The sequence below is a fragment of the Pseudomonas sp. H3_A02 genome, assembly GCF_054671965.1.
In genome coordinates, this window is record NZ_CP162807.1 from 6,144,590 (window position 1) to 6,171,513 (window position 26,924).

At 60.7% G+C, this 26,924-nt stretch carries 28 protein-coding genes, 1 tRNA gene and 2 pseudogenes; 10 read left to right on the forward strand and 21 right to left on the reverse strand.

The genetic code is table 11. The features are described 5' to 3' along the window. Window positions 1-36 precede the first annotated feature (36 nt). Window positions 37-414 carry a YgaP family membrane protein gene (locus AB4N80_RS26920; RefSeq protein ID WP_122566107.1) on the forward strand — a complete coding sequence of 126 codons (378 nt, stop codon included), beginning with the start codon at window positions 37-39 and terminating at the stop codon, window positions 412-414. A gap of 125 nt (window positions 415-539) precedes the next feature. On the opposite strand, the gene AB4N80_RS26925 is transcribed toward AB4N80_RS26920, so the two are convergent. Next, window positions 540-1,769, reverse strand: a complete 1,230-nt coding sequence (locus AB4N80_RS26925; protein WP_305482980.1) for a hypothetical protein — start codon at window positions 1,767-1,769, stop codon at window positions 540-542. 31 nt (window positions 1,770-1,800) lie between these two features. Then, window positions 1,801-2,250: a YcgN family cysteine cluster protein gene (locus AB4N80_RS26930; RefSeq protein WP_122566105.1), complete on the reverse strand. Its 450-nt coding sequence runs from the start codon at window positions 2,248-2,250 to the stop codon at window positions 1,801-1,803. Window positions 2,251-2,410: 160 nt separating this feature from the next. Here AB4N80_RS26930 and AB4N80_RS26935 point away from each other — a divergent pair, with 160 nt between their 5' ends. Continuing rightward, on the forward strand, window positions 2,411-3,004 hold the full coding sequence (locus tag AB4N80_RS26935) for a nitroreductase family protein (RefSeq protein WP_305482976.1): 594 nt from the start codon (window positions 2,411-2,413) through the stop codon (window positions 3,002-3,004). A gap of 141 nt (window positions 3,005-3,145) precedes the next feature. Here the strand turns inward: AB4N80_RS26935 and AB4N80_RS26940 are convergent, their stop codons facing one another. The 6 genes from AB4N80_RS26940 to AB4N80_RS26965 all read right to left on the reverse strand — a co-directional run bounded on the left by AB4N80_RS26940 (window position 3,146) and on the right by AB4N80_RS26965 (window position 9,686). Next, window positions 3,146-4,078, reverse strand: coding sequence for a D-2-hydroxyacid dehydrogenase (locus AB4N80_RS26940; RefSeq protein WP_122566103.1), 933 nt, complete (start codon window positions 4,076-4,078; stop codon window positions 3,146-3,148). A gap of 124 nt (window positions 4,079-4,202) precedes the next feature. Next, entirely contained in the window at window positions 4,203-4,496 is a 294-nt protein-coding gene (locus AB4N80_RS26945; protein WP_122566102.1) for a YcgL domain-containing protein, read from the reverse strand. Further along, complete coding sequence (gene rnd, locus AB4N80_RS26950; protein WP_122566101.1) at window positions 4,493-5,626, reverse strand: ribonuclease D; 1,134 nt, start codon at window positions 5,624-5,626, stop codon at window positions 4,493-4,495. Before rnd ends, AB4N80_RS26945 begins: the two co-directional genes overlap by 4 nt. A gap of 122 nt (window positions 5,627-5,748) precedes the next feature. Then, on the reverse strand, window positions 5,749-6,390 hold the full coding sequence (locus AB4N80_RS26955) for a class I SAM-dependent methyltransferase (protein ID WP_305482973.1): 642 nt from the start codon (window positions 6,388-6,390) through the stop codon (window positions 5,749-5,751). A gap of 68 nt (window positions 6,391-6,458) precedes the next feature. Then, on the reverse strand, window positions 6,459-8,108 hold the full coding sequence (locus AB4N80_RS26960) for a phosphoethanolamine--lipid A transferase (protein WP_122566099.1): 1,650 nt from the start codon (window positions 8,106-8,108) through the stop codon (window positions 6,459-6,461). A gap of 195 nt (window positions 8,109-8,303) precedes the next feature. After that, window positions 8,304-9,686 carry a glutamine synthetase family protein gene (locus AB4N80_RS26965; RefSeq protein ID WP_460079768.1) on the reverse strand — a complete coding sequence of 461 codons (1,383 nt, stop codon included), beginning with the start codon at window positions 9,684-9,686 and terminating at the stop codon, window positions 8,304-8,306. Window positions 9,687-10,207: 521 nt separating this feature from the next. Between AB4N80_RS26965 and AB4N80_RS26970 the strand changes: the two genes are divergently transcribed. Continuing rightward, on the forward strand, window positions 10,208-11,149 hold the full coding sequence (locus AB4N80_RS26970; RefSeq protein ID WP_460079771.1) for a LysR family transcriptional regulator: 942 nt from the start codon (window positions 10,208-10,210) through the stop codon (window positions 11,147-11,149). Here the strand turns inward: AB4N80_RS26970 and AB4N80_RS26975 are convergent. Beyond that, window positions 11,143-11,508 carry a 5-carboxymethyl-2-hydroxymuconate Delta-isomerase gene (locus AB4N80_RS26975; RefSeq protein ID WP_122566096.1) on the reverse strand — a complete coding sequence of 122 codons (366 nt, stop codon included), beginning with the start codon at window positions 11,506-11,508 and terminating at the stop codon, window positions 11,143-11,145. The two genes, AB4N80_RS26970 and AB4N80_RS26975, sit on opposite strands and share 7 nt — an antisense overlap. 103 nt (window positions 11,509-11,611) lie before the next feature. Further along, on the reverse strand, window positions 11,612-12,535 hold the full coding sequence (locus AB4N80_RS26980; RefSeq protein WP_122566095.1) for a LysR family transcriptional regulator: 924 nt from the start codon (window positions 12,533-12,535) through the stop codon (window positions 11,612-11,614). Window positions 12,536-12,879: 344 nt separating this feature from the next. On the opposite strand from AB4N80_RS26980, the gene AB4N80_RS26985 reads away from it, so the two are divergent. The 3 genes from AB4N80_RS26985 to AB4N80_RS26995 all read left to right on the forward strand — a co-directional run bounded on the left by AB4N80_RS26985 (window position 12,880) and on the right by AB4N80_RS26995 (window position 14,548). Beyond that, the gene (locus AB4N80_RS26985) at window positions 12,880-13,071 is read left to right on the forward strand and encodes a YegP family protein (protein WP_063322516.1); all 192 of its coding nucleotides are present in this window, start codon (window positions 12,880-12,882) and stop codon (window positions 13,069-13,071) included. Window positions 13,072-13,271: 200 nt separating this feature from the next. After that, window positions 13,272-14,078, forward strand: coding sequence for an AraC family transcriptional regulator (locus tag AB4N80_RS26990; protein WP_122566094.1), 807 nt, complete (start codon window positions 13,272-13,274; stop codon window positions 14,076-14,078). A gap of 101 nt (window positions 14,079-14,179) precedes the next feature. Beyond that, window positions 14,180-14,548, forward strand: a complete 369-nt coding sequence (locus AB4N80_RS26995) for a cupin domain-containing protein (protein ID WP_122566093.1) — start codon at window positions 14,180-14,182, stop codon at window positions 14,546-14,548. 11 nt (window positions 14,549-14,559) lie between these two features. On the opposite strand, the pseudogene AB4N80_RS27000 reads toward AB4N80_RS26995, so the two are convergent. The 3 genes and pseudogenes from AB4N80_RS27000 to AB4N80_RS27010 all read right to left on the reverse strand — a co-directional run. After that, window positions 14,560-14,721 (reverse strand): annotated as a pseudogene (locus AB4N80_RS27000) (phytanoyl-CoA dioxygenase family protein); the annotation flags it as partial. Window positions 14,722-14,817: 96 nt separating this feature from the next. Then, window positions 14,818-15,606 (reverse strand): methyl-accepting chemotaxis protein, encoded by a 789-nt coding sequence (locus AB4N80_RS27005; RefSeq protein WP_436278737.1) that lies wholly within the window; start codon window positions 15,604-15,606, stop codon window positions 14,818-14,820. 117 nt (window positions 15,607-15,723) lie between these two features. Further along, a pseudogene (locus tag AB4N80_RS27010) lies at window positions 15,724-16,452 on the reverse strand (MCP four helix bundle domain-containing protein); the annotation flags it as partial. A 341-nt stretch (window positions 16,453-16,793) separates the two neighbouring features. Here AB4N80_RS27010 and AB4N80_RS27015 point away from each other — a divergent pair. After that, window positions 16,794-17,060 carry a short-chain dehydrogenase gene (locus AB4N80_RS27015; RefSeq protein ID WP_253478440.1) on the forward strand — a complete coding sequence of 89 codons (267 nt, stop codon included), beginning with the start codon at window positions 16,794-16,796 and terminating at the stop codon, window positions 17,058-17,060. A 287-nt stretch (window positions 17,061-17,347) separates the two neighbouring features. Here AB4N80_RS27015 and AB4N80_RS27020 read toward each other — a convergent pair. The 5 genes from AB4N80_RS27020 to dapA all read right to left on the reverse strand — a co-directional run bounded on the left by AB4N80_RS27020 (window position 17,348) and on the right by dapA (window position 21,036). After that, window positions 17,348-17,437: transfer RNA gene (locus tag AB4N80_RS27020), tRNA-Ser, on the reverse strand. 83 nt (window positions 17,438-17,520) lie between these two features. Beyond that, window positions 17,521-18,234 carry a phosphoribosylaminoimidazolesuccinocarboxamide synthase gene (gene purC / locus AB4N80_RS27025; protein ID WP_025212375.1) on the reverse strand — a complete coding sequence of 238 codons (714 nt, stop codon included), beginning with the start codon at window positions 18,232-18,234 and terminating at the stop codon, window positions 17,521-17,523. A gap of 27 nt (window positions 18,235-18,261) precedes the next feature. After that, on the reverse strand, window positions 18,262-19,020 hold the full coding sequence (locus AB4N80_RS27030) for an MBL fold metallo-hydrolase (protein WP_122566081.1): 759 nt from the start codon (window positions 19,018-19,020) through the stop codon (window positions 18,262-18,264). Window positions 19,021-19,024: 4 nt separating this feature from the next. Then, window positions 19,025-20,140, reverse strand: coding sequence for an outer membrane protein assembly factor BamC (gene bamC, locus AB4N80_RS27035; protein ID WP_122566080.1), 1,116 nt, complete (start codon window positions 20,138-20,140; stop codon window positions 19,025-19,027). A gap of 17 nt (window positions 20,141-20,157) precedes the next feature. Then, window positions 20,158-21,036: a 4-hydroxy-tetrahydrodipicolinate synthase gene (dapA, locus tag AB4N80_RS27040; RefSeq protein ID WP_122566079.1), complete on the reverse strand. Its 879-nt coding sequence runs from the start codon at window positions 21,034-21,036 to the stop codon at window positions 20,158-20,160. A gap of 316 nt (window positions 21,037-21,352) precedes the next feature. Between dapA and AB4N80_RS27045 the strand changes: the two genes are divergently transcribed. Both AB4N80_RS27045 and AB4N80_RS27050 read left to right on the forward strand, forming a co-directional pair. After that, on the forward strand, window positions 21,353-21,913 hold the full coding sequence (locus AB4N80_RS27045) for a glycine cleavage system transcriptional repressor (RefSeq protein ID WP_003184325.1): 561 nt from the start codon (window positions 21,353-21,355) through the stop codon (window positions 21,911-21,913). A 10-nt stretch (window positions 21,914-21,923) separates the two neighbouring features. Beyond that, on the forward strand, window positions 21,924-22,397 hold the full coding sequence (locus tag AB4N80_RS27050) for a peroxiredoxin (RefSeq protein WP_122566078.1): 474 nt from the start codon (window positions 21,924-21,926) through the stop codon (window positions 22,395-22,397). Between the two features lie 131 nt (window positions 22,398-22,528). Here the strand turns inward: AB4N80_RS27050 and AB4N80_RS27055 are convergent, their stop codons facing one another. Continuing rightward, the gene (locus AB4N80_RS27055; RefSeq protein ID WP_122566077.1) at window positions 22,529-23,599 is read right to left on the reverse strand and encodes an AI-2E family transporter; all 1,071 of its coding nucleotides are present in this window, start codon (window positions 23,597-23,599) and stop codon (window positions 22,529-22,531) included. A gap of 31 nt (window positions 23,600-23,630) precedes the next feature. Beyond that, window positions 23,631-23,870, reverse strand: coding sequence for a sulfurtransferase TusA family protein (locus AB4N80_RS27060; RefSeq protein WP_460079781.1), 240 nt, complete (start codon window positions 23,868-23,870; stop codon window positions 23,631-23,633). Window positions 23,871-23,968: 98 nt separating this feature from the next. Between AB4N80_RS27060 and AB4N80_RS27065 the strand changes: the two genes are divergently transcribed. Continuing rightward, a complete protein-coding gene (locus AB4N80_RS27065; RefSeq protein ID WP_122566076.1) occupies window positions 23,969-25,402 on the forward strand; it encodes a M48 family metalloprotease in 1,434 nt (477 codons plus the stop codon). A gap of 61 nt (window positions 25,403-25,463) precedes the next feature. Here the strand turns inward: AB4N80_RS27065 and AB4N80_RS27070 are convergent, their stop codons facing one another. Then, window positions 25,464-26,894, reverse strand: a complete 1,431-nt coding sequence (locus AB4N80_RS27070) for a DegQ family serine endoprotease (protein WP_305470127.1) — start codon at window positions 26,892-26,894, stop codon at window positions 25,464-25,466. Window positions 26,895-26,924: the final 30 nt, after the last annotated feature.

The following is a 26,924-nucleotide window of genomic DNA, read 5'->3' on the forward strand; positions in this document are numbered from 1 at the left end:
TCAGTTTTATACCAATCCCCACACTGGAGACAGATCATGAGCGATAACAATCCGTTCGAGCCGATTGAGAGCACCCCTTTCCAATCCCATCCGCCACAAAACGTGCACGGCTGGGAACGCGTTGGCTCACTGGCCGGGGGTGTGCTGATGATGGGCAAGGGCTTGCGTCGTGGCGGGGTGATCGGCCTGGCTCAACTGGCGATCGGCGGCCTGGCCCTGGCGCGGGGGATCACCGGACATTGCTCGGCCAAGAGCCTGCTGGAAAAGAATCGCCAGAATCTGCACAGCGCCCGCACCCGGATCGAGCAGGCCGGTGAGGAGCTGAGTCGCCTGAAGGCCAATGCCGAGGCGGCGACGAGCACGGCTACGGTGACGGGGAATGATTCGTTGGATTCGCCCAAAGTTGGGCTCTGATTTTTTGCGGTGGGGCTGATGGCCTCATCGCGAGCAAGCTCGCTCCCACACTGGGTCTTTGGTGCACACACTATTTGTGTACGACATCGATCAATGTGGGAGCGAGCTTGCTCGCGATGGCGGGTTCACTGAAGTAACCGGCTATCCAGCACAGTAGAGGCCCCACCCAGAACGCTCTCACTGAGCTGCACAAACTCCTGGGTATCGACAGTTTCCAAGCGCATCGCCCCCTGCAACACATCATCCAGCGAACGCTTGTTGCGGGTCTTCAGGCGAATCTCGCGGTCCAGTTCCTGCAACAGCAACACCGCCTTGGCCACCGCCGCCGGGCTGATCTGCTCGCCGCGCAAGGTGGTGACACCCTTGCTCTCGCGGGCGAGTCGTTCGTTCAAGGTCTGGTAGCGCTCATCACTCAGACCGCCGGCGCGGCGGAGCAGTTCGATGGCGTAGTACTCGGTCAGCCCCTCACTGATCCAGTCGCTACGGTCCTGATCATTGACCCGGGCCAGCGCCTGCACCAACTCCCGCAACAACGGGCTGCTGCCCCGCTCGCTGACCAGCGGCGGTCGGCTGTGCAGGTAAATCGAGTCGTGGCCGGCCTGAGCACCACGCCACAGCGGATCGCCAGCGCCGACAATCAGCAGCTTGCCCGGATAGCGCGGTACCAGCGCTTGCACCTGCGGCCAGACGAACGTCAGCAGCGTCAGCACATCCATCCGGCGCATGCCCTGGCCCTGGGGCGAGGCCACCGTCACCTCGGTTTCGCCCAGGCGTGTGCGGCGGCTGCCGAGTTTGCCGGCGAGCATCCAGCCAGTGGGACGGTCGAACAACCGCGAGGGATTGTCGATGCGAAAACGTTGCTTGCCGATGCGCGGCCAGGGAGTCTCGATGCTTTTCCAGCCGTCGGGCAATTCCACCTCAAGACGGGCCACCAGTTCGACGCCATCCTGCTGGTCGAGCTTGGCCGACGGCACCAGATCGTCGCCACGCAGCAACGCCCACGTCGGGGTCATGCGGGTTTCGAAGGTGGCGTTCTTGCGGACATGGCTGATGCGCACACGGTAGCTCAGGCTGGCCTTGTCGGCGGCCGGACGCCAGACGCCACGCGCCTCCTTGCCGGGGGTGAGCTGCCACTGACCGTCGGCTTTGAAATCGCTGTAGCGGCTGCCGTCGCCGAGGTCGAAATCCAGGCTGCGCACCGCAGAACCCCGGGCCAGGGTCAGGCGCACCTCGGCCTGATCGCTCTGTGGCAATAAATGTACGTGATAATCCAGATCGACTTTCTGCGCCGCCCACAACGGCCCGCACACCGCCAGCAGCCCGGCCGCCAGCATCCGTTTCAATCCTGCAGCCATGGGTTCTCCCTGGTGGTGCGCCGCCGGTGGTTCAGCCAGCGCGGAAAATCAGATGATCTTCCCAATCGTCTTCCGGCACGCTGCCTTCGGCCAGCATGCGCCCGGACTGGGAAATGCGTTCGTGGTGCACCGCATCGCGATCGCCGCAGACCAAGTGGTGCCACAACGGCAAGTCCTTGCCCTCGCTGACCAGCCGATAACCGCAGGTCGGCGGCAGCCATTTGAACTCATCGGCCTTGCCCGGCGTGAGCTGGATGCAATCGGGCACGAAATCACGGCGGTTGGGGTAGTCGGTGCACTGGCAGGTTTTCAGGTCCAGCAGTTTGCAGGCGATACGTGTGTAGTAGACGCTGTTGTCGTCTTCGTCTTCGAGCTTTTGCAGGCAGCACAGGCCACAGCCGTCGCACAGCGATTCCCACTCCTGCGGATCGAGCTGATCGAGGGTTTTGCGTATCCAGAACGGTTCGACTTTGGCGGCCATGGCTCGAGCATCAACATCAGGTGGTGAAAAGGCCGACAGTCTAGTGCCGGGACCTCGTCAGGCCAAGCATTGGCGACTGTCGGTAGGCAGGGGCTTGTCAGGCCGAGCGGCGGGACGTAGGTTGCTGCATTGTCTTTCCAAACTCGAGCCAGGTAAGCCCATGAGCGCCAATTCCCGCATTGCCGATTACGCTATCCATCCTCAGTTCATCGAACGCTGGTCGCCCCGTGCCTTTACTGGAGAAAGCATTGCCGAAGAAACCTTGCTGAGCTTCTTCGAAGCCGCGCGCTGGGCCCCTTCGGCCTACAACTCACAGCCATGGCGCTTCCTGTACGCACGGCGCGACACGCCGAATTGGGAGCGCTTCCTGGGTTTGCTCAACGAGTTCAACCGCGGCTGGGCCCAACACGCTTCGGCGTTGGTGATCATCGTCTCGAAAACCACCTTCGCGGTGCCCGGTGCCACCGAGGAAACCCCGGCGCAGTCCCACACCTTCGACACCGGCGCGGCCTGGGGCCACCTGGCGCTGCAAGCCAGCCTCAGCGGCTGGCATACCCATGGCATGGCCGGTTTCGACCAGGAACTGACCCGCAAGGAACTGAAGATCCCGGAAGGCTACGCCTTGCACGCCGCCGTGGCGATTGGCAAGCTGGGGGACAAATCGACCCTGGCCGAGTACCTCCAGGCCCGCGAAGTCCCAAGCCCGCGCCGGCCATTGAGCGAACTGGTGGCGGAAGGCGACTTCAGCCTGTAACCCCATTTTGTGACCGCTGAAGACTCCCCTGTGGGAGCGAGCTTGCTCGCGATGGCGTCAGATCAGCCACTTTGATGTCGACTGACCCACCGCTATCGCGAGCAAGCTCGCTCCCACACTGGATCATGCTGAATCCGGGGGTCAGTAACCCCGGCTGAAATCCACTTCCCCGCGCAGTGCTTCGCCCGCCTGGTAGGCCCGCAGGTTTTCCAGGAACAATTGCACCATCATCGGTGGCGAGGTCGGTGCCGAGCTGTGGCCGGTCAGCAGCAAGCCCCAGGCGGTCCAGAACGGATGGCGCTGTGGCAATGGCTCCTGGCGGCAGACGTCGATCACCGCACCGGCCAGGTGCCCGTCCTTCAGGGCTTGCACCAGGTCCGCATCCACCACCGCCACGCCGCGGCCGACGTTGATGAACAACCCGCTCGGCTTGAATTGCTTGAACAGCGCCGCGTCGTAGATGTCATGGGTATCCGGCGTATTGGGCAGCAAATTGATCACGTAATCCATTTCGCCCACCAGACGGGGCAAGTCCTTCAACGCCCCGACTTCGATAAACGGTGCCAACGCCCTGGCTTCGCTGGCGATGCCATACAGCTGCACACCGAACGGCATCAGGAACTGCGCCACACGCTGGCCGATGTCCCCCGTCCCGACGATCAACACCTTGCGCCCAGCCAGGCCTTGGCCCTGGCGATTGTCCCACTTGCGCTCGACCTGGCTGACCAACCGGGCCAGCACCTCACGCTCATGGCCGAGCATATAGGTGAGCACGTACTCAGCCATCACCTGGCCAAAAATGCCCACCGCACGGGTCAGGCGGTAATCGCGGCTCAAGCCATCGGCCAGCAGCGGCGTGATGCCCGCCCAGGTCGATTGCAGCCAACGGGGCTGGTGGCCTTGACGCAACAGGGTGGCCAGCAGATCAGGCTGGCCGAGCCAGACCGGACAATCGTTGGCCAGCCGCGACAGTTCGGCGGAATCGCCGCTGGTCAGGACTTCAATATCGGGTGCAGCCTGACGCAGAAGCTGGGCGTACACCGCGTGATCGTGTTCGGCAATCAGAACGCGCATGAATCAAACCTTTCAAAAACAGTGCAGACGACCGCCGGCAGAGTGTCGCTCCATCCCTGCGATCGTCGTCAATAAATCATTCCAGTGTTACAAAAGGCACCCAGGACAGGTGCCCCCATTACCGTCAGACCGGGTCGTTGCGGCGCAGCAACTCTTCGGGCAAATGCTCGATGTACTCGTCTTCGGCCGGCGGCATCTGCAAGTGATAACCCTGGGTGTCGAGGTTTTCCAGCACTTTGTTGATGTCTTCCCGGGACAGCTCCCGCTCGGGGCTCAGCACCAGGTCGAAGGCATGGATCGCCTTGCCAAAGGCGGTCATCAAGGGCTCGGGCACACGCTTCAAGGCATCGCTCTTGAGCACATACAGGTACATCTCGTTTTTCTTCGAGCTGCGGTAGATGGAGCAGATACGTTTCAAGGCTGTTCTCCGGCAGTGGCCAGGCTGTCGAGCAGCGCCTGGCCCATCAATTCGCGGCGCCAGCCACGCAACGAATCGGGCAATTGGTAAGGCCCCTCGGGGAAGCCGCTCTTGATCAGCGCTTCGAGGGTTTTCTTGCGCAGCATCAGCTCCGGGGCGATCTCCAGGCGCTCGGCTTCAGCCTGCCCCAGCGCCCGCAGGCGCTTGACCAGGGCCGCAGCCTCGATGGGCAATGGCTCGGCCACGGCCGGCGGCCATTGCTCGGGCGCAATGCTGGCGGCGCGCTGGATCAGGTCCAGCAGAAACTGGCCGTCCTGGCGCACGGTACGCGGGTGCATGTCTTCAATCTTCGCCAGTGCGCCGAGATTATCCGGCTGGGTGCGGGCCAGGGGCCACAGCGAGTGCTCGCGGATGATGCGGTTGCGCGGCAGGTCACGGGCCCGCGCCTCGCGTTCGCGCCAGGCGCACAACTCGCGCAGCACGGCCAATTGGGCGCGGGACAGTTTCCAGGCCAGCTTGGCCTCGCGGTAAACCTCGTACGGGTCGACTTCGCGACGCAGGTTGGCCACCAGTTCGGCGCCATCCTCCAGGACCCAGCGGTATTTTTCGTCGGAAAGCTTCGGGCGCAGTTCTACGAAAACTTCCGCCAGATGCACGGCATCTTCTGCCGCGTAGCTGATCTGCGTCTCGGACAGAGGTCGTTGCAACCAATCGGAACGGGTCTCGCCCTTGGGCAGCTCGATGCCCAGCACTTCCTGCACCAGCCGCGAATAGCCCATGGAGAAACCCAGGTTCAGGTAGGCAGCGGCCAATTGGGTATCGAACAGCGGCGCGGGCAGGCTACCGGTCAGGCGCAGCAGCACTTCAAGGTCTTCGCTGCAGGCGTGCAACACCTTGAGCACTGCCGGGTTTTCCAGCAGGGCGGCCAAGGGTTGCCAATTGTCGATGGTCAAGGGGTCGATCAGGTAGGCACGCTTGCCGTCGCCGATCTGCAATAAACCGGCAATGGGATAAAAAGTGTCGACCCGCATGAATTCGGTGTCGAGGGCGACGAATGGCAGCTGTTGCCACTCGGCGCAAAACTGACCGAGGCTATCGTTGTCGCGAATCCAGTGAATATCGATGGCCACACGGCTCTCCCTTGAAGAATGGCGCGCAGTATATATCGCCGCTGGCGATTGCGAGCATCCATAGAGCAGCCCCTTAAGAGAAATCGCCTGCGAAAAAAGCAAGAATAGTCCTACATCAAGACTTAACCGGTCTTACGCAACACATAAACACGCGTCAGCGCAAAACCGGGCAGGAAATCCTGATACCACAGCACGCTGAAACCGGCCTGGCAGAACTCGGCTTCTACACCGGCCTTGTCGGCCAGGCTCCGTTGCGGCGCCTGGCCGATCTTGAGGCGTCCTTCGATTTGCACCGAAACGATCACCGTGTCGCGACTGACCCGATGAAACTCGCGCAATAGCGCCAGGCGATGCTCGCTGGCACTGACGTGGCGAAACAGTTGCAAACAGAAAATACAATCCACCGCGTTGGCCGGCAGCCCGATGGTGAACGCCGAACTCGGAAAGGTCTTGACCCGCTGGAGCAACGCGCCGCCATGGTGGGTGAGCGCGTGTTCGAGCATGTCCGGCGACGGGTCCGTGGCCAGGATCACCCGGTTGGCATGCTCGGCCAATACCGGCCAGAAACGCCCCGCCCCACAGGCCACATCCAGCACCAGCCCCGGCTCACCCGCCATCTTCAGAGCGTTGCGCACCATGTGCTCGTCGCGCCAGAACGCCAGGCGCAAGCGGCGCGGTGCCAGCCGATGGCAGACCTGCGCATGTTCCTGGTCATGCTGCCGGGCGAACTCAAGTTCGACGGTGGATGGGGGTAACCCGGACATACAAACGACTCTTGGAATAGATTGGATGACAGGTTAACCAACCTTGCGTGAAAAAAAGGTCCAGGCGCTCACTCCCGCGCCAGGACACCGTCAATCACCGCACCGCGACAGTTGGCGAACAGGTCCAGGTCGCGGTTGTAGACCTGGCTGTTGACTTCCAGCAGCCCGAGCATCGAGTGGAACAGGTTGTCCTGGCTCAAGGGTTTTTCCCGGCTCAGTTGCAAGCAATGGGTGTCGACCGAAAAAGATTTCTGATAGCTGTCGGAAAACCAGGCCAGCATCGCCACGTGTTTCTGTTGCTCCGGGGCGAGCATGTAGGGCGTGCCATGGAGAAACAGGTTGTATTCACCCAGGGACTCGCCATGGTCCGACAGGTACAGCATGGCCGTGTCGACCTTGTCCTGGTTGGCCCGCAGCAGATCGATCAAAGTCGACAGCACGTGATCGGTGTACACCAGCGTGTTGTCGTAGCCATTGACGATGCTCTCGCGGCTGCAATTGTTCAGCGCGTTGCTTTCGCACACCGGGGTGAAATGCTCGTACTCCTTGGGGTAGCGCTTGAAGTACTCCGGCCCGTGACTGCCCATCTGGTGCAGCACCAGCACCGTGTCCTTATCAAGCGTGTCGATGAAATGCTGCAAGCCCTGGAGCAAGATCTCGTCGCGGCACTCACTGTTGGCGCACAGGGCCGGGTCCTTGAGATTGCTGACATCCTGCAGCGTGACCCGGTCGCAGGTGCCCTTGCAGCCGGACTGGTTGTCCCGCCAGATCACCTCCAGCCCAGCGCGCTTGAGTACATCCAGCAAGCCCTCTTCATTCTTGGCGACGCTGGCGTCGTAGTTCTTGCGCCCCATGTTGGAAAACATGCAAGGCACCGACACGGCGGTTTCGGTGCCGCAGGAATGCACGTCGGTGAAGGCGATCAGGCCGGCCTCTTTGTCCAGTGTCGGCGTAGTGTCGCGGTTATAACCGAGGATGCCGAAGTTCTCGGCCCGGGCACTTTCGCCCACCACCAGGACGGTCAGGGATTTGCGGCCGTGGGTTTGCCAGGCCGGGTTGCGGCTCGCGTCTTCGCCCAAGGTGATGAACGGCTGCTTGGCCGATGCGACCTGCTCACGCAAGTACCCGAGCGAAGCACCGATGTAGTTGCTCGGCACGACCATCAAGCGCAATTCGTGGTGGTTACGAAACAATGAAGACAGGCCTTGATAGTTGGCAAGGGCGACCAGGCCGATCACGGCGGCCGAGGCCACGCCGACCAGCAACTTACTTAATAATGCTTTGGGCCAACTGCGGTAGTTGATCGGAGTCTTTAACAACAACCAGCACGGCAAGACACCCAATAAGCCGATATAGACAAACAACTTCAGCGACAACAGATCACGGACTTCCGTGGCATTGGTTTCAGCGAAGTTGCGCAACATGCCGGCATCGATCAGTACGCCATATTGGGCCATGAAATACGCCACACCAGCACTGATCAGGAACAGCAACATCAGCACGGGCTTGAGCAGCGGACGGAAGGCCACGAGCGTCAACACCAGGTTGAACGCGCAGAAGATCATCAGCCCAAACGCCACGCACATCAGCAGGCCCCGGGCGTCAGCCGTGGTGATCGCCAGCAAGTGTTGCCAGAGCACGATATTGAAGCCCACTAACAAAAAGGCACTGGCGGCCAGCGTCACCCACTCGGGGCGCACGGCTTTAATAGTCAGCATGATGGTTGACGGTTTCCTGAAGTTGCTCTTTTAAAAAGAAGTTGCTGCAGCAAATGTGAAAAATTCATTTCCTACGGCAACACAAACTTTAGGTAGTCCACCATCAATTTTTCGTGAAAAAGTTGCTATTAAATAATTATTTAAGCAGCAAGCCATAAGCGGCAAGCCTGATCTGCTTGAAGCTTGAAGCTGCCCTCAAGCCTGATTCAGATACCAACGCCAATCCTGCTCCCCGACTTCCCCCATGAACTGACGGTACTCGGCGCGCTTGACCGCCAGATAGACACCGAGGAATTCATCACCAAACGCTTCTCGCGCCCAAGTCGAAGCCTCGAGGGCGCGCAGCGTGGTGAGCCAGTCGGTGGGCAGCAATTCGGTCGCCTGGGCGTAGCCGTTGCCTTCGACAGGTTTACCGGGATCACACTGTTCACGTATACCGCGATGAATGCCGGCCAATATCGCCGCCGCTGCCAGATAAGGGTTGGCATCGGCGCCACAGATACGATGCTCGATGTGCCGTGAGAACGCCGGGCCGCCCGGCACCCTCAGGCTCACGGTGCGATTGTCCACGCCCCAAGTGGCGGCCAGAGGTGCGTAGCTGTTGCTTTGGAAACGTCGGTAGGAATTGGCGTTCGGACAAAACATCAACAACGAGTCGAGCAAGGTGTCGAGCATCCCGCCCACGGCATGGCGCAGCAGCGGCGTGCCGTCAGCGGCTTCGCTGGCAAACAGGTTGTGGCCGTCACGGTCCGCCAGGCTGACATGCAGGTGCATGCCCGAGCCCGCCAAGTGCTCGAACGGCTTGGCCATGAAACACGCCTGCATGCCGTGCTTGTGGGCCACGCCCTTGACCAGCCGTTTGTAGCGCACCGCTTCATCCATGGCTTGCAAGGCATCGCTGCGGTGTTCGAGGGTGATCTCCACTTGCCCCGGAGCGTATTCGGAAATCGCGGTCCGGGCCGGAATGCCTTGCAGCTTGCACGCGGCGTACAGGTCGGCCAGGAACGGCTCGATCTGCTCCAGCTCACGCAAACCATAGACCTGGGTGGCCCGCGGTCGACCACCGTCAGCGTCCCGCGCCGGCTGCGGCCGACCTTGGCTGTCGCGTTGGGCGTCCAGCAGATAAAACTCCAGCTCCGCCGCCATCACCGGGTAATAACCGTCGGCCTGCAAGCGCTCGATCACCTGGCTGAGCAGATGACGCGGATCGGCGATGGTCGCCGGCAGGCCTTCCTGGGGATGCATGCTGACCTGCACCGCGGCCGTAGGCATCAACCGCCACGGCATGCGCTGCAGGCTGCCGCTGATGGGATAGGCGCGGCAATCGATGTCACCGACGTCCCACACCAACCCGGAGTTTTCCACATCATCGCCATTAAGGGTCAGCCCGAGAATCGTACTCGGCAGTGGCCGGCCACTTTCGTAGACCGCCAGCAACTCGTCCCGATGCAACAACTTGCCCCGGGGCACGCCGTTGTTATCCAGGATAAACAGCTCGAACAGCTCGATATCGGGGTTCTGCGCAAGAAACGCCTGGGCGTGTTGCACGGGGGCGAAAGAAAGCTTGGAAAGGCTCATGAGAAGGCTCGTATTTCCATGTCGGACGGGCGACAAGTCGCCGTCGTTCTGTGCTCGCCATTGAGCGAGCACCGTGAATGATCAACAGGCAATACGAGTATCTGGAGGACGCGCATGACGGCAATGCCAGAGCGCCCAAAAGGCCAGTTCGGAGGGCAGCGCGCTGAGGGCTGGGGCCATGGCAGGCAGGAACCTGCCGACCGGATCGACGGCGGTGGGTGAAGGAGATCTGAATGCCAGGGGCCAACCGTCCATGAGCGCATCACAGGAGACACATCGGGCAAGCGTCCCACGGCACCTTGGGCGGTTAAACCTGGATTTGATGGAGCTTGGATTGCCGCTAACTAAACATAAGCAAACGCATCAGTCGTTGATCAAGACGTCGTGTTCCCTACACTATCTGTCCCGTTCCCGACCATGAAAACGCCTGCCTGGCATTCTCTTGGTACCATCGTTCCGTTAGGATCATCAGCCTGGTTTGCGCAAGATCCGCGCAAGGAGCACAGCGAGAGACAGAACGGATGCTGAACAGTAACGCCCTCAGAAAGCTCGACATGCAGGACCTCATGGTGTTTAGCGCCGTGTACGAGCAAAGCAGTGTCACCGGCGTGTCCGAGGCATTGTGCGTCAGCCAGTCAACCGTCAGTTATTGCCTCAAGAAACTGCGAACCTGTTTCGAGGACGAGTTGTTTATCAACACCCGCACCGGCATGCGCCCCACTTGTAAGGCCGAGGGCATGTACGATCATGTGCGCGGCATTTTGCAGAGCATCAACCTGTGCCATGCCGGTCCGCCAACCTTTGATCCGACACGGCAAGCCATTACCTTCAATATTGGCGCACCGGAATATTTCGAACACCTGATCCTGCCGCAGCTGCTGCATGGCTTCGATTACGCCGATCTGCCGGTGGTGGTGAACGTGCACAAGCTTGAAGCCGACAATCCCGCAGAGGAGTTGCGCGACGGCAGCCTGGACCTGGCGATCTGCTTCGGCCCGAACGTGCACCGCAACCATGCCGACTTCAAATTCCGGCAGTTGTTGGAGGAGGACCTGGTTTGCGTCGTGGACAAACGGGCGACGCCACTTGAACCACAGCTGAGCCTTCAATCTTTCGTACAGCGCCGACACGTGTTTCCGACGCCCTGGGCGTCAGCGACCAACAGGGTGGATGGTTGGCTGTCGCAGCAGGCGCATCAACGGCAAATCGCCGCGCGCGCCAACAGCTACAGTGCCGCACTGAAGATGATCACTGGCACCGACTTTATCCTGACCCTGCCCCGCCGCATCCAGAAGCTGCTGGCCAACGAGGCGATTTTCAATCACCACGAAGCGCCCAAGGGCCTACCGGGGTTTACCTTGAACATGCAGTGGAGCCCGGCCCTCGATCAGGACAGTGCCAACGCCTGGCTACGCGAACAGATCATCAAAGCCTGCGCCCACGTAGCACCTGATCGTCATTGACCGATCAAGGCCTTGGCATAAGGCTCTCGGTCGATGTCGAGAATCTCCACGCACAGCTGCACGCTGACCTCGGCCGGCCATGGCCCCAGGTCCTGGATCACCGCCAGCAGGCTAGCGGACAGTTGTTTCTTGATTTCCACCGAGCGGCCGCTGAGCAAGGCCAGCTTCACGTGCACGAAACCCCGTTCGCCTATCCCTGTACCCACTCGAAAAGTCTCGAGCTTCACGGCCCGGCTCTTGACGTCCAACTCGGCGCCGAATTGACCGGAGAGCACCAGTGCATTGTTCAGGCGCATCAGTGCGACCTCGGCATTCAGCTGGGGCAGGTTGGCGGTGTATTCCATGTGCAGGTGAGGCATGTGTTCGACTCCGATTCGAAAAGATGACGAGGGGGTTTCAGCCGGCACAACCTTACCTCGACTTGATTCGTTCAGGCAGGTTTTGTTTCGGTGCGGGCCGGGGTCAGGACTGTTCCAGCGGCACGCGTTCGCCCATGAACGCCTCCAGCCGCGACCGTAACCAGCGCTCGGCTGGGTCACTGTCGACATGGCTCAGCCAGACCATGGACAAATCCAGGGTCGGGGTCTTGAAGGGAAAAGGTTCGTTGAACAGGTGCCCCGAAGCGGCCATGGCAGCAGCGGTATAGTCCGGCAGGCTGGCGATCAGGTCGGTGCCGGCCAGCAACGCCGGCAATGCGCTGTATTGCGGCACCGACAGCACGACCTGGCGCGTGCGTCCGATCTCGGCCAGCCATTCGTCAGCGAACCCGGCAACGTTCGCGGTATGGGAGACCAGCACATGAGGCCGCGAGCAGTACTCGTCCAGGGTCAGCGGCGTGTCCGACGCATCGGCGCGCAACACGCGAGGCTGGATGTGGCGCAACAGCTTGCGCTTGGCGTTGGCCGGCAAGCCGCGCGTCTGGCTGATACCCACAGTGATATCGCCCGATGCCAGCAAATCGGGAATGCGCCAGTAATCGACATGCTGGACCACGAACACGATTTGCGGCGCCTCTTGCCGCAAGCTGCTCAACAGCGGCGGCAACAAGCCGAACTCGACGTCGTCCGACAGGCCGATGCGAAACGTCATGGTGCTGTTGGCGGGATCGAAATCGTGGGTCAGGCTCAAAGCCACCGACAGCGAATCGAGCGCCGGCGAGAGATGCCGGATGATTTCCTCGGCCCGGGCCGTCGGCTCCATGCGGTGGCCGACGCGAATGAACAGCGGGTCATTGAACATTTTGCGCAAACGATTGAGGGCCGAGCTGATGGTCGGCTGGCCCAGGAACAGTTTTTCCGCCACTCGCGTCACGTTGCGCTCAAGCATCAGCGTTTCGAAAACCACCATGAGGTTGATGTCGGCCTTGCGCAATTCGTTGCGGTTCATCCACTGCCCCCCGATTCCTTGATGGGATGCAGTGTAGAAACGCCGGGGGTTGTGCGTCTATGCGCGAAAAGGCGAAGCGCCTATGTAATACCGTCAAAGAACTTGGAAGAGGCACCCTCGCCACAGTGAAAAGCCTATTTCAGGGATTGAACAGAAATGCCGACCTCATGTTCGCGACATGACTTTTTTCCTGAAAGGGTCGAATACCCGATCCGGGCCATGCCCAACAATATTTGATAACCAATGGAAACGAATTTCCCATAGCCAAAACCACCCACTTCGCTAGGCTTGCAGCCACATGTTCAATGCATGTCTTGAGTGAATGAATCGCAGGGAGCGAACCGATGTATTTTGAGATCTATCGACAGACCCGAGGCACCCCGAGCACCGGAAAAGGCCAGTGGCGCTGGCGCTTGAGGGCCGGCAACCACGAAACGATCGCCAGTGGCGAATCCTATGTGAACAAGAGTGACTGCCTTCACGTTATCCGGCTGATCAAGAATGTCCAGGGTGAAACGCCGGTAAAAGAGATCTGAACTGTGGCGAGGGAGCTTGCTCCCGCTGGCCTGCGAAGCGGCCCTATGATTTTGCGGTCGCTGCGCAATCGAGCGGGAGCAAGCTCCCTCGCCACAGGTTTATTCGCCTCAAGTAAACAGTGCTGCAGCCTGAGCTTTTTTGCTGTGACGAAGGTCACCCGGCAGGTAGGGTATACGGACAAAAGCAGGAGGCCGGTGCAATGACTCGATCCATCCACAACCGCGACTGGCTGGTGCGAGCGCCTGAATCGAGGAAAATGGAACGCATCGAGGCCTATTTCAGCGGGCATGGCTACACCACCCATCGCCATGACACCTACGCCATCGGCATCACACTTTCCGGCGTGCAGAGCTTCAACTATCGCCACACTAAACGCCACAGCCAACCCGGCGGCACCATTGTCCTGCATCCGGACGAGGTGCACGATGGTGAAGCCGGGACGAGCGAGGGGTTTCGCTACCGGATGTTCTACATAGAACCGTCGGTGATCCAGCACGTGTTGGGGGGCAAGGCATTGCCCTTCATCGAAGGAGGATTGTCCAGCGATCCTCGCCTCAACATCGCGACCCGTCGATTATTGAACAGCCTGGATCATCCCCTCGACCCGCTGGAAGAAGAAGACGCCATCTACGATGTAGCCCAGGCACTGGACACCGCGGCGGGCAACAGGCGTGGACGGCGGCTGATCGACTACCCGGCGGCAGAGCGTGCCCGTCTGTTCATCCACGATGCCCTCGACCAGACGATCACCCTGGACGATCTGGTGCAGGCCAGCGGCAGGGATCGATGGAGCCTGTCCCGGGATTTCCGGGCGCTGTACGGCACCAGCCCCTATCGCTACATCACCCAGCGTCGCTTGAATGAAGCCCGGCGCCTGGCCTTCCACGGCACGCCATTGAGCGAAGCGGCCCTGGCCTGTGGTTTTTTCGATCAGAGCCACATGACCCGGCTGCATACCCAGGCCTTCGGTATTTCACCGGCACGCTGGCTGAACATGCTGCGCTAAGACAGCGACTGCGCGCCGCAAAAAGCTGCACGATCATCCAATACGCACGCAGGCTCGAACCATAAAGTAGGACGCACCACCCCACCAAGGAGCATGCCTCGATGACCCGTTACGCCCCCATCAACTTCGCTCAGAAATACACCCTGTTCCAAGAACAGTGGGCACCGAAAGTCGTGGCCGAAATGAACGATTACCAATTCAAGATCGCCCGGCTCGAAGGCGACTTCGTCTGGCACGCCCACGCCGATACGGATGAAACCTTCATCGTGCTGGAGGGCGAGCTGCGTATCGATTTTCGCGACGGCGCAGTGACAATTGGCCCGGGCGAGATGTTCGTGGTCAAAAAAGGCGTCGAGCATAAGCCCAGCGCCGCAGAGGAAGTGAAATTGCTGCTGATCGAGCCACGCGGCGTCCTCAATACCGGCGAAGAAACCAACGAGCGAACGGCGGTCAACGATGTGTGGATCTGACTGAGCCAGGCTCAATCGTATTCAGCGTCCTGATGGCCCCCCAGCAACCGCCGTTGACGAGGTGTCGCGGCGGCCAGGACCTCAGGATTGAACTGCCAGTGCAGATAAGGTGAGAACTTCTGCGCGACCATCCGCCGACCGTAGTGCACCTGGAGCAGGTACCGCGTGCGGTCGACGATCTGCCCGGCATTCAACACACCGGGCAGCAGGACAAAGCCCTGCTATGCAGGGCTCGCAGGTGGTCGTCAGTAGACGCGACACCACCGGTTTCAGGTGCGGAAGCGACCGACCAGCCCTGCCAGGTTTTGCGACAGCGTGGAAAGCTGTCGGCTGGCGTGCATGCTCTGGGCGGAATTGGCGGCTGCTTCGTTGGACAAGTCGCGGATGTCGGAGATGTTGCGGGCAATTTCTTCGGTGACGCTGCTCTGCTCCTCGCATGCGCTGGCGATCTGTGCGGCCATGTCGTTGATCCGCTGGATCGAACCGCCAGTACCGCTGAGCACCTGATCGACACCCGCCGCACGTTCGACGCTGTCCCGGGCCTTGCTGCTGCCCACATGCATGGCTTGCACAGCCTTGGCGACACCGCTCTGCAACCGCTCGATGCGAACCTGAATGTCCTTGGTCGAATCCTGGGTGCGGGCCGCGAGCGCCCTGACTTCATCGGCCACCACGGCAAAACCACGGCCCTGCTCACCGGCCCTCGCGGCTTCGATGGCGGCGTTCAGCGCAAGCAGGTTGGTTTGTTCGGCGATACCACGAATCACCTCGAGCACGGCACCGATACTGGAAGTTTCCTGGGCCAATGCCTCGATCGTGCCCGAAGCGCTCTCCACTTCCTGGGCCAACTGGCGGATCGATTCGATGGTACTGCTGACCACCTCGGCGCCGTCACGAGACTGGCTGCTCGCCTGTTGCGCGGCACCCGAGGCGTTCGCCGCGTTATGTGCAACTTCATGCACCGCCGCGCTCATCTGAGTGGCGGCGGTACTGACCTGATCGAGCGCCGCATGCTCGCTGCTGATCAACCGGTCATTCGTCGTGGCCATGTCGGCCATGGCGCGCGCCGCGGAGTCGACCTCCCCGGTCACCCGTCCAACCTCGGCGATCAAAGGCTGCAGCTTGTCGAGAAAACGATTGAAGGCACTGCCGAGCTGGCCCAACTCGTCGGCCGAGCGTACCTCGAGACGCCCTTTCAGATCGCCCCCTCCCTCGGCAATCTGCTCGACACGGTGCAGCAGTCGACGCATAGGACTCAGCACCACGAGCGGCAGAACAACAAGCACCAGGATACAACCGAGCAGCCCAACCAGCAGAATCGCGCCCTGTTGCACGCCGACTGCCTCGCCGTTTTCAATCGCCGCATCGCCTTCGCGATGTGACGCCGCGTCTTCCAGCTCACCCAGCTTGTCGATGGAGTCGCGCATGGTTTCGAACAGACGCTCACTGTCACCAAAGCTCAGGGCGCTGGCGCCCTGCGGATCGCCTACAGACTGTTCGAGGACCCGCCGCGAAACCTGCATCCATTTTCCGAAGCTGTCATTGAATTGACTGACCAACGCCTGCGCCTCGGCACCGGGCTGCATCGCGGCATATTGCTGCACGCGGTCATACGCCTGCTTCGCATTCTCGCCATGACTGGCGCCCAACGCTTGAATATGCTCATCCGCATGACCGTCAAGCAGGCTGCGCTCGGCGACGAAAGCCTGATAAAGATCGCGATCGGCATTGAGCAACAGGCTGATGGCCGGCAGATAACGTTTGGTCAACTGCGTGCTCGATTCAGTCACCTGACCGATGCCGCGCATGCCCGTCCATCCCATCAGCACCAGCAGCACAGCCAGGAATGTAATCGGGAGAGTGATTTTCCAACGAAAGCCCAGATCGGCAAAAAACCGTGGCATGGGGTGTCACTCCTTTCATGGGGGATTGACTGACCTATCGGCAGCCATGTCTTGAGCTATAGACCATTAGTCTAATTGTTACAAAGCTTTCGGTCTGGCAGACACCGGGGTTATGCAGGTCGCGGAGGGGTTGGGCGGGATAAAAAAGGCGGGGAGGCAATAGCTGCGGGGAATTTTCTGACATTTCCCGCCCACATAATTTAGAGAGTTTTCTGACTCATCAGTTGATTGATGATTTCTCCAGAAGGGCTCTATAGTCCAAGTGTCGTTCGTAAGAGCGGCTTGGGTTTGGCGACTCAATGACAAATGGTAAGAAAGCCCTCAATCAAGCGGAGTTTGAAATGAATAGATACATGGCTCTTACCAGCAATGCCGACGATCAACCCCTCTTCGTCGATACCTCTGCGCCTTTGCACATCCTGCTCGACACGGCGGGCTATAGAATTCGCGCGGTCACCCAGCTTTTAGAGAACCTCGCCATGCGAGGAGACATTCCGAGTGATTCAGTGGTCCTCCAGGACTTTGCACAACTGTGCTGCATCTCCTTGAGGGATGGTTGTGACGTGCTTGATGTCATAGCGCGACGCTTGGATGCGGAACCTGTCTAGGGATAATACTTGTCAGTTAGACGCAAAGCCTGTGGGAGCAAAGCTTGCTCGCGATAGCGGTAGTGTCGCCAATATCGTTGTCGGCTGGCTTACCTCAATCGCGAGCAAGCTTTGCTGCTTAACTAATTGGCGTTGACCCTAGGGGCCCATTTCGTCACAACGCTAGGCCGGCACAGCCTCCTGTACACCTGCGGAGTTCTATTTCCCTAAAATGCCCAAACAAACGCCAGAAACGAAAAAGCCCCTGAAATGTTCAACCATTTCAGGGGCTTAGTCATACACAATTATGGCGGAGAGATAGGGATTTGAACCCTAGGTACTGTCGCCAGTACAACGGATTTCGAATCCGTCCCGTTCGGCCACTCCGGCATCTCTCCAGTGGCGCGCATCATACCAGCACATTCGCCGGAAGCGAACCCCCGAGCGAAATTTTTTCCGTGCTATCAGATGCTTGCGTCGATTACAGCGGCACACCCAGGCGCTGGGCGACTTCTTCGTAGGCTTCGATGACGTCACCGAGGCCTTGGCGGAAGCGGTCCTTGTCCATCTTCTTCTTGGTGTCCTTGTCCCACAGGCGGCAGCCGTCCGGGCTGAACTCGTCGCCCAGGACGATGGAGCCGTCGCTGAACACGCCGAATTCAAGCTTGAAGTCCACCAGCAGCAGGCCGGCGTCGTCGAACAGCTTGGTCAGTACTTCGTTGACCTTGAGGGACAGCTCCTTCATGCGGGCCAGTTGCTCGGCGGTGCCCCAACCGAAGGCCACGACGTGGGATTCGTTGATGAACGGGTCGCCCTTGGCGTCGTCCTTCAGGAACAGTTCGAAGGTGTAAGGGTTGAGCTTCATGCCCTCTTCCACGCCCAGGCGCTTGACCAGGCTGCCGGCAGCGTAGTTACGCACGACGCATTCGACCGGGATCATGTCCAGCTTCTTGACCAGGCATTCGTTGTCGCCCAGCAGCTTGTCGAACTGGGTCGGCACACCGGCGGCTTCGAGCTTCTGCATGATGAAGGCGTTGAACTTGTTGTTCACCATGCCCTTGCGGTCCAGCTGTTCGATGCGCTTGCCGTCGAACGCCGAGGTGTCGTTGCGAAACAGCAGGATCAAGCGGTCAGCGTCGTCGGTCTTGTAAACCGACTTGGCTTTGCCGCGGTAGAGTTCTTCACGTTTTTCCATGATGGGCTCCGCTTGCTAAGTAGTGGGCTAGGCGATATGTCGCCAGTCGAGCCCTGAATCTTGATCGGCCAGTTGCAGCCAGTCCGGGTCGCACCCGAGGGTGTCGACGAAACATTGCCGGGCCAGCTGCGGCAGGTTGTTCTTGCTGCTCAGATGGGCCAGGACCAGGTGTTGCAGGCCTTGCCAGCCCAACTCGGCCACCAGGAACGCGGCCTGGTGGTTGTTCAAATGTCCGTGCTCCCCGCCTACCCGCTGCTTGAGGAAGTACGGGTAGTAACCACGGGCCAGCATGTCACGGCAGTGGTTGGACTCGATCATCAACGCATCGAGGTCCCGGTAACTGTCCATCACCCTGTCGCAATACGACCCCAGGTCGGTGAGCAACCCGAAGCGCCGCTCGCCATCGCTGAACACATACTGCGTCGGTTCCCGGGCATCGTGCGCCACGCTGACCACGCTGATGTCCAGGTCACCGATGCGCAGTTGCTCGCCACCGGCCACGAAACCGGCCGGCTCGATGGGCTTGCGCAGGCCTTGCAGTGTGCCATGGCTCAGGTACACCGGCAGATTGTAGCGCCGAGACAGCAAACCCACGCCATGCACGTGGTCGGCATGTTCGTGGGTCACGAGTATCGCGCTCAGTTGCGCCGGGTGCACACCCAGGCGCAACAGGCGTTTCTCGGTTTCCCGCAGGGAGAAACCACAATCGACCAACACGTACGTGCCAGCGCTGGCGACCAGCGTGCCGTTGCCCTGGCTACCGCTGCCGAGAACGGCAAAACGCATCGGATCAGCCCAGGTTATCCTGAATCACGCTCAACACCTTGCGGGCCACATCGGCCGGCGCCACGGTGTTGATGTTCTTCTCGACGGTGACCTGGACGTTGTCGCCGACCTTGCTCAGGCGAACCTGATAACGCTCGGCGCGGGCTTCGACTTCTTCCTTGTCCGGCTTGCTGCCGAACAGGCCACTGAAGAAGCCAGGTTTCTCGTCTTTCTTCTCGGCCTTCTCGGCGAGGTTGATGTAGTACAGGCCCAGGCTGCGGTTGATGTCTTCAACGCGCCACTCACCCTGCTCCAGCGCACGGCCAACGCTCGACCAGGCGCGGTCCAGGTCGGAGCCGACGTTGAGCACCGGGTTGCCGCTGCCGTCTTCGTTCAGGCTGACGCGACTCGGGGTGTCGTAGTCACGGGTAGCCAGCATCGACACCGAACCGCCCTGCTCCGCGTTACGACTCATGCTGGCAAGCATGTCGTCCACCAGCGCAGCGTCGAGGCCGGTATTGACCGAACGGTTGGTGAAGGCCACATCGGCGGTGCTGCCGGCGGGACGCTCGGCGCTGACCACGTAGATTTCACTGGTGTTGCGCTGCACGCCCGGCTCGATGCGCACCCGCACGCGGGTTTCGCTGTCGGCTGCGACACCGGCGGCGCTCAGGCGCTTGGCCATGGCGGCGGACAGTTCATCGGAACGCTGCCAGGTGGTGGTGAACTCGCCGGTTTGCGGACGCTGTTCATCCAGGCGAAAACCGTTGTCCTGGAAGAACTGGATCGCCACGGGCCAGACTTCGGCCGGTGGATGCTGGCCCATGACCCAGCTGGAATCGCCACTCTTCTGCAGGGTGTAGTCGCTGGCATCGGCCACGGCCGACAGCGGCTGCGGACGTGGAACGACGTATTCGCCCTTGACGCTGTCGTCGGCGACGTTGCGCGGGATCGGCAGCAGCGGATCCAGGCGCTTGGCGACGTTGACGTCTTGCGGCAGTTGCATCGGTGCAGTCTGTTGCGCTTGCAGGTAATCGCTACCACGATCGCGGAAGTAACCTTCCGGCCCCCAGATCCATCCACAGCCGCTGGTGCTGGAGATAATCAAGGCAAGTGCGGAAAGTCCGGCCATTCGCTTCATGCGTTGTACTTCCTCAATTAAACCAGGACGCCGGACTGGCGCAGGGCCTGCCGCAGCGGTTCGTGACAGGAGGTGCTCAGCCAGGTCAGTGGCAAGCGGATGCCTTCGTGCATCAGGCCCATTTCAACCAAGGCCCACTTCACCGGAATCGGGTTGGCCTCGATGAACAGATCCTTGTGCAACGGCATCAGTTTTTCGTTGATGGCCCGTGCAGTCTCGGCGTCGCCCTTGAGCGCAGCCTCGCAAAGGTCGGCCATTTCGCGCGGGGCGACGTTGGCAGTGACGGAGATGTTGCCCTTGCCACCCAGGAGGATCAGCTCGACCGCTGTCGGATCATCGCCGGACAGCACGATGAAGTCCTTGCTCACGCCATCGAGGATGGCCTTGGCGCGCTTCATGTCGCCGGTGGCTTCCTTGATGCCGATGATATTCGGCACGGTGGACAGGCGGATCACGGTCTCGGCCTGCATGTCGCAGGAGGTACGGCCGGGAACGTTATAAAGAATCTGCGGGATGTCGACGGCTTCGGCAATGTGTTTGAAGTGCTGGTACAAGCCTTCCTGAGTTGGCTTGTTGTAGTACGGGACGACCAGCAGGCAGGCGTCGGCACCGGCTTCCTTGGCGTTGCGGGTCAGCTCGACCGCTTCGCGAGTCGAGTTGGCGCCAGTACCGGCGATGACGGGGATGCGACCGTTGACCTGCTTGACCACGGCACGGATGACTTCGATGTGCTCATTGACGTCGAGGGTTGCCGACTCGCCGGTGGTACCGACGGCGACAATGGCATGGGTGCCGTTCTCAAGGTGGAAGTCCACGAGTTTGCTGAGGCTGGCCCAGTCAAGATGCCCTTGTGCATCCATGGGTGTGACCAGTGCCACCATACTGCCCGCAATCATGAAACCGCTCCTGCCGGAAAAAGAGAGCGGTAATGGTACTGGCGCCAAGATGCTTGTACAAGCGAACTACCATTCCCCTGGGCGATGGTTTTCGCTACCCTTCAGGCTTTGATCGGTACCGACAAGCTCATACGCCGGTTTCCAGCCTCCGTTTTCGACGCCACAAGCCCCGATCCCGGGTTTATCCTGGTGCATTCCTGCTGTCGCGGAATGCAGCGCAACCCCGGGTACAAGGCTTGAGCCGTTGGTTTTTTCCGGGCCTGGCGCTGTGTCGAGCGGCAAAGGTACCGACCGCTCATCGCTTTAGGAATGCTGCATGTCCACCCCCACAGTCCGCGAACAATTCCTTGTTATCAGTGCCCTTGGCGCCAACCCCATGGAGCTGACTAACGTCCTGTGCCGCGCCAGCCATGAGAATCGCTGCGCCGTCGTGACCTCACGCCTGACCCGTCATGGCGAATGCAGTGCACTCGTGCTCGAGATCTCCGGCAGCTGGGACGCCCTGGCACGCTTGGAAGGCAGCCTGCCGGTGCTGGCCAAGAAGCATGCCTTTACCGTCAACGTGGTACGCAGCGCAGCCCTGGAGAACCGTCCCCAGGCCCTGCCCTATGTGGCCTATGTGAGCTCAGCCTACCGTCCGGACATCATCAACGAGCTGTGCCAGTTCTTCATGGACCACCACGTCGAGCTGGAAAACCTGACCTGCGACACCTACCAGGCTCCGCAGACCGGCGGCACCATGCTCAACGCCACGTTCACCGTGACCCTGCCCGCCGGCACCCAGATCAGTTGGCTGCGCGATCAGTTTCTGGACTTCGCCGATGCGATGAACCTGGATGCGCTGATCGAACCGTGGCGCCCACAAAACCCAATGTAAGGAAGCGTTCATGGCCGTTGCCGTCGACCAGCCGGTTACCGATTTCCAAGCGCCCGCCACCAGCGGGCAGACCATCAGCCTCGCCGCCCTCAAGGGCAAGCAGGTGGTGATCTACTTCTACCCCAAGGACAGTACCCCCGGCTGCACCACCGAAGGCCAGGGTTTCCGCGACCAGTACACACAATTCCAGGCCGCCAACACTGAAGTGTTCGGCGTCTCCCGGGACAGCCTCAAGTCCCACGAGAACTTCAAGTGCAAGCAGGAATTCCCGTTCGAACTGATCAGCGACAAAGACGAGGCGGTCTGCCAGCTGTTCGACGTGATCAAGCTGAAGAAGCTCTATGGCAAGGAATACCTGGGCGTTGATCGCAGCACGTTCCTGATCGACAAGGACGGTGTGCTGCGCCAGGAATGGCGTGGCGTGAAGGTGCCGGGGCATGTGGATGCGGTGTTGGCGGCGGCCCAGGCGCTGAACAAGGGCTGAACCTTCGCTGCCGGTACTGGCGCTATCGCGAGCAAGCTCGGCTCCCACAGGGGATTTATTAACGCCACAAATCCAGTGTGGGAGCCGAGCTTGCTCGCGATGGGGCCATAAGCCTCACCCCATTACTCACGCTACAACAACGGCGCTACAACCGGCTCCTTGCTCGGCCACGCATCCAGCACGGCCTTGAACAGCGTCGCCAGGGGAATCGCGAAGAACACGCCCCAGAATCCCCACAACCCGCCAAACAGCAGCACCGCGCAGATGATCGCCACCGGGTGCAGGTTCACCGCCTCGGAGAACAGCAGCGGCACCAGCACATTGCCGTCCAGGGTCTGGATGATTCCGTAGACCGCCATCAGGTAGATGAACTGATCGCTCCAGCCCCACTGGAACAGCGCAATCAAGGCCACCGGCACGGTCACCACCACGGTGCCGACGTAAGGCACCACCACCGAAATGCCAACCAGCAGCGCCAGCAGGGCCGCGTAATTGAGCCCCATGGTCACGAAACCGATATAGGTCACGGCGCCGCAGATGAAAATCTCGATGACTTTTCCGCGAATGTAATTGGCGATCTGCCGATTCATCTCCTGGGCCACCCGGGTGATCAGCGCCCGCTCACGCGGCAGGTAGCCACGCACCCAACGTCCGATCATTTCCCGATCCTTGAGGAAGAAGAACACCAGGATCGGCACCAGCACCAGGTAGATCATGATGTTGACCAGCAGCGGCAGGCTGGACAGCGAAAACGTCAGCGCCCATTGGCCGAACTTGCCAATCTCGCCGCGCACCACTTCGATGGTCTGCAACACCTGCTCATCGGAGACCAAGTGCGGATAACGCTCAGGCAGCAGCAATAGCAGGGACTGCCATTTGGCGAGCATCCCTGGCAATTCGTTGAACAAGGTCACCAACTGGTGCCAGAGCAGCGGCACAATCACCACGATGAACACCACCAGCACCCCCATGAACAGGGCGAACACCAGCCCCACTGCCGCAGTGCCGGGCAGCCGCAGACGCTCCAGCGTCGTGACCAGCCCCTGCATCAGGTACGCCAGCACCATTCCCGCCAGCACCGGCGCCAGCATGCCGCCCAGGGTAAGCACGGCGGTAAAGGCCAGGAACAGCAGCACTGCCAGGACCACCGCCTCTTCATCGGAGAAGTAGCGCTGAATCCAGTCGCGTAACACTTTGAACATTAAAAATCCTTAAGAGACGCTGTCGGTTTTTTCAGGCCTTTTTCAGCCAGTAACGGTAGACGCCTTTTTCGTCTTCTTCACGCAGCAGCGTATGACCGGCCAATCGGGCGAAGGTGCGAAAGTCCCGTTGCGAGCCCGCATCCGTGGCGATCACCTTGAGCACACTGCCGCTGGCCAGGCGGTTGAGTTCCAGCTTGGCCTTGAGCAACGGCAACGGACAGTTCAGGCCGCTGGCGTCCAGTTCGGCATCGTGGGCTACAGCATCAGTCATGGGTTCGCTCCGCGGCAGGTCGTTGAGCGGCCTAGAATATCTGGTCCCGGGCCCGGTGTCCGGCTACAGTAGGGTCTTTGTCAACTAAGGCCTCGTGCATGACATTTCTGCGCCCCACCCTGCTGACGCTCGCTTGCCTGCTTGCCTCACCGGGCTTCGCCGACGACTTGCCGTCACTTGGCGATGCCAGTTCTGCCATCGTCTCGCCAGAACAGGAGCACCAACTGGGTCGCGCCTGGCTGGCCCTGCTGCGCAGCCAGGTTTCACAGCTCAACGATCCACAGCTCAAAGACTACGTCGAGACCAGTGTCTACAAGTTGGTGGAGACCAGCCAGGTCAATGACCGGCGTCTGGAATTCATCCTGATCAACAGCCCGCAACTCAACGCCTTCGCCGCACCGGGCGGCATCGTCGGGGTCAACGGCGGCCTGTTCCTCAACGCTCAGACCGAAGGCGAATATGCCTCGGTCATGGCCCACGAACTGGCGCACTTGTCACAACGCCACTTCGCCCGCGGCGTCGAAGCCCAACAGCGCATGCAAGTGCCGATGATGGCCGCGCTACTGGCTGGCATCGTGATTGCCGCCGCCGGTGGCGGTGACGCCGGGATCGCCGCCATCGCCGGGACCCAGGCCGCCGCCATCCAGGAGCAACGGCGCTTCTCGCGCCAGAACGAACAGGAAGCCGACCGCATCGGCATCCAGAACCTGGAAAAGGCCGGCTACGACCCACGGTCCATGCCAACCATGTTCGAGCGCCTGATGCGCCAGTATCGATTCGACGCCAAGCCCCCGGAATTTCTGCTGACGCACCCGGTGACCGAATCCCGGATCGCCGACACCCGCAACCGCGCCGAACAGGCCAAGCCGGGCGGCATCGAGGACAGCGTGCGCTATCAACTGATTCGCGCGCGGGTCCAGTTGACCTACGAAGAAACCCCGGGCCTGGGCGCCAAGCGCTTCCGGGCACAGCTGGATGAGAACCCGAAGAACGACGTGGCCCGCTATGGCCTGGCGATCGCACAGATCAAGGGCGGTCAGTTGAATGAAGCACGGGAGAACCTCAAGCCGTTGCTGGCCAAATCGCCCAACGAAATCATCTACAACCTGGCCCAGGTGGACCTGGACATCACCAGCAACAAACTGGCCGACGCGCAATCGCGCGTCGACCGGATGCTGAGCCAGTACCCGGGCAACTATCCGCTCAACCAGGTACGCGTCGACCTGCTGCTCAAGCAGAACCGCCCCGCCGATGCCGAGAAGGCCCTGGAAACTTTGCTCAAGTCGCGCCCGGACGACCCGGACGTCTGGTACATGGTGGCCGAGACCCGTGGGCTGTCAGGCAATATCATTGGCCTGCACCAAGCCCGTGCCGAGTACTTCGCCCTGGTGGGCGACTACCGTCAGGCCATTCAGCAACTGGACTTCGCCAAACGGCGCGCCGGCACCAACTTCCCCCTGTCGTCGCGCATCGATGCCCGCCAACGGGAGCTCATGGAGCAGGAACGCATGGTCAAGGACATGATGGGCTGAGCATTCGCCAGGCATAAAAAAACCGCCTCTTTCGAGGCGGTTTTTTTCAGCGGCTAACCGATCATTCGGCCAGCTTGAAGGTGATGAAGCTCGCACGCCCCTGACGCAGGACCCGCATCGACACCGAACGATTCTTCGGCAATGCCTTGGCAATGTCGGTGAACTCCTTGGCCGAACCGATAGCCTGGTTGTTCAGGTGCGTGATGATGTCGCCCGGCTGGAGACCGATCAGCGCGGCAGGACCGTCCTGCACTTCCTTGATCACCACACCGCCCTGGAGCTCCAGGGTACGCTTCTGCTCTTCGGTCAGTTCGGCCACGGCCACGCCCAGGCGGTTGCTGCTGCGCTCGACACCGGACTTGGGCAGCGAATCCAGTTCCTTGCCCTCTTCAGGAATGGCGCCGACAGTCAGCTCGACGTTCTTGCGCTTGCCTTCGCGGATCACTTCCAGATTGGCCTTCGCACCCGCCTTGAGGGCACCCACCAGGTGCGGCAGGTCGGCGGACATGACAATCGGCTGGCCGTTCATGCTCAGGATCACGTCACCCACTTGCAGGCCGCCCTTGGCAGCCGGGCCACCTTCCTGGATCTGTGCCACCAGCGCACCGGCGGGTTTTTCCAGCCCGAACGACTCGGCCAGGTCCTTGTTCACTTCCTGGATCACTACGCCCAACCAGCCACGGCTGACCTTGCCTTCGCTTTTCAGTTGGTTGGACACGTCCATGGCAACGTCGATCGGAATCGCGAAGGACACGCCCATGAAGCCGCCCGAACGGGTATAGATCTGGGAGTTGATGCCCACCACTTCACCGTCGAGGTTGAACAGCGGGCCACCGGAGTTACCCGGGTTGATCGGCACGTCGGTCTGGATGAACGGCACGTAGTTTTCGTTCGGCAGGCTGCGACCGATGGCGCTGACGATGCCCTGGGTCACGGTATGGTCGAAGCCGAACGGCGAACCGATGGCCACGACCCATTGGCCGGCCTTCAGGTCCTGGGATTTGCCCAGCTTGAGCACCGGCAGGTCCTTGCCCTCGATTTTCAACAGCGCCACGTCGGAACGTGGGTCGGTGCCGACCAGCTTGGCCTTGAGCTCGCTGCGGTCGGCCAGGCGTACCAGGATTTCGTCGGCATCGGCGATCACATGGTTGTTGGTCAGGATGTAGCCATCAGGCGAAATGATGAAGCCCGACCCCAAGGATTGCGCTTCGCGCTGGCGGCCACCGCCGGGCGAACGAGGCTGTTGTGGCATGCCACGCTCGAAGAACTCCCGCAGCATCGGCGGCAGGCCTTCCAGATCCGGCATCTGCTGGTCTGATACACGGCGATCCGGCAGCTTCTGGGTCGTGCTGATGTTCACCACGGCGGGTGAAGCCTGCTCGACCAGTTGCGTGAAATCAGGCAATTCGACCGCCAGAGCAGGAACGGCCTGGCCGAGCACAAGCACGGTGGCAAAAATGGAGAGATAGGTTTTCAAGCGTGGTATCGACATACGGCTCCCGTTACGACGAGCATGGTTAAG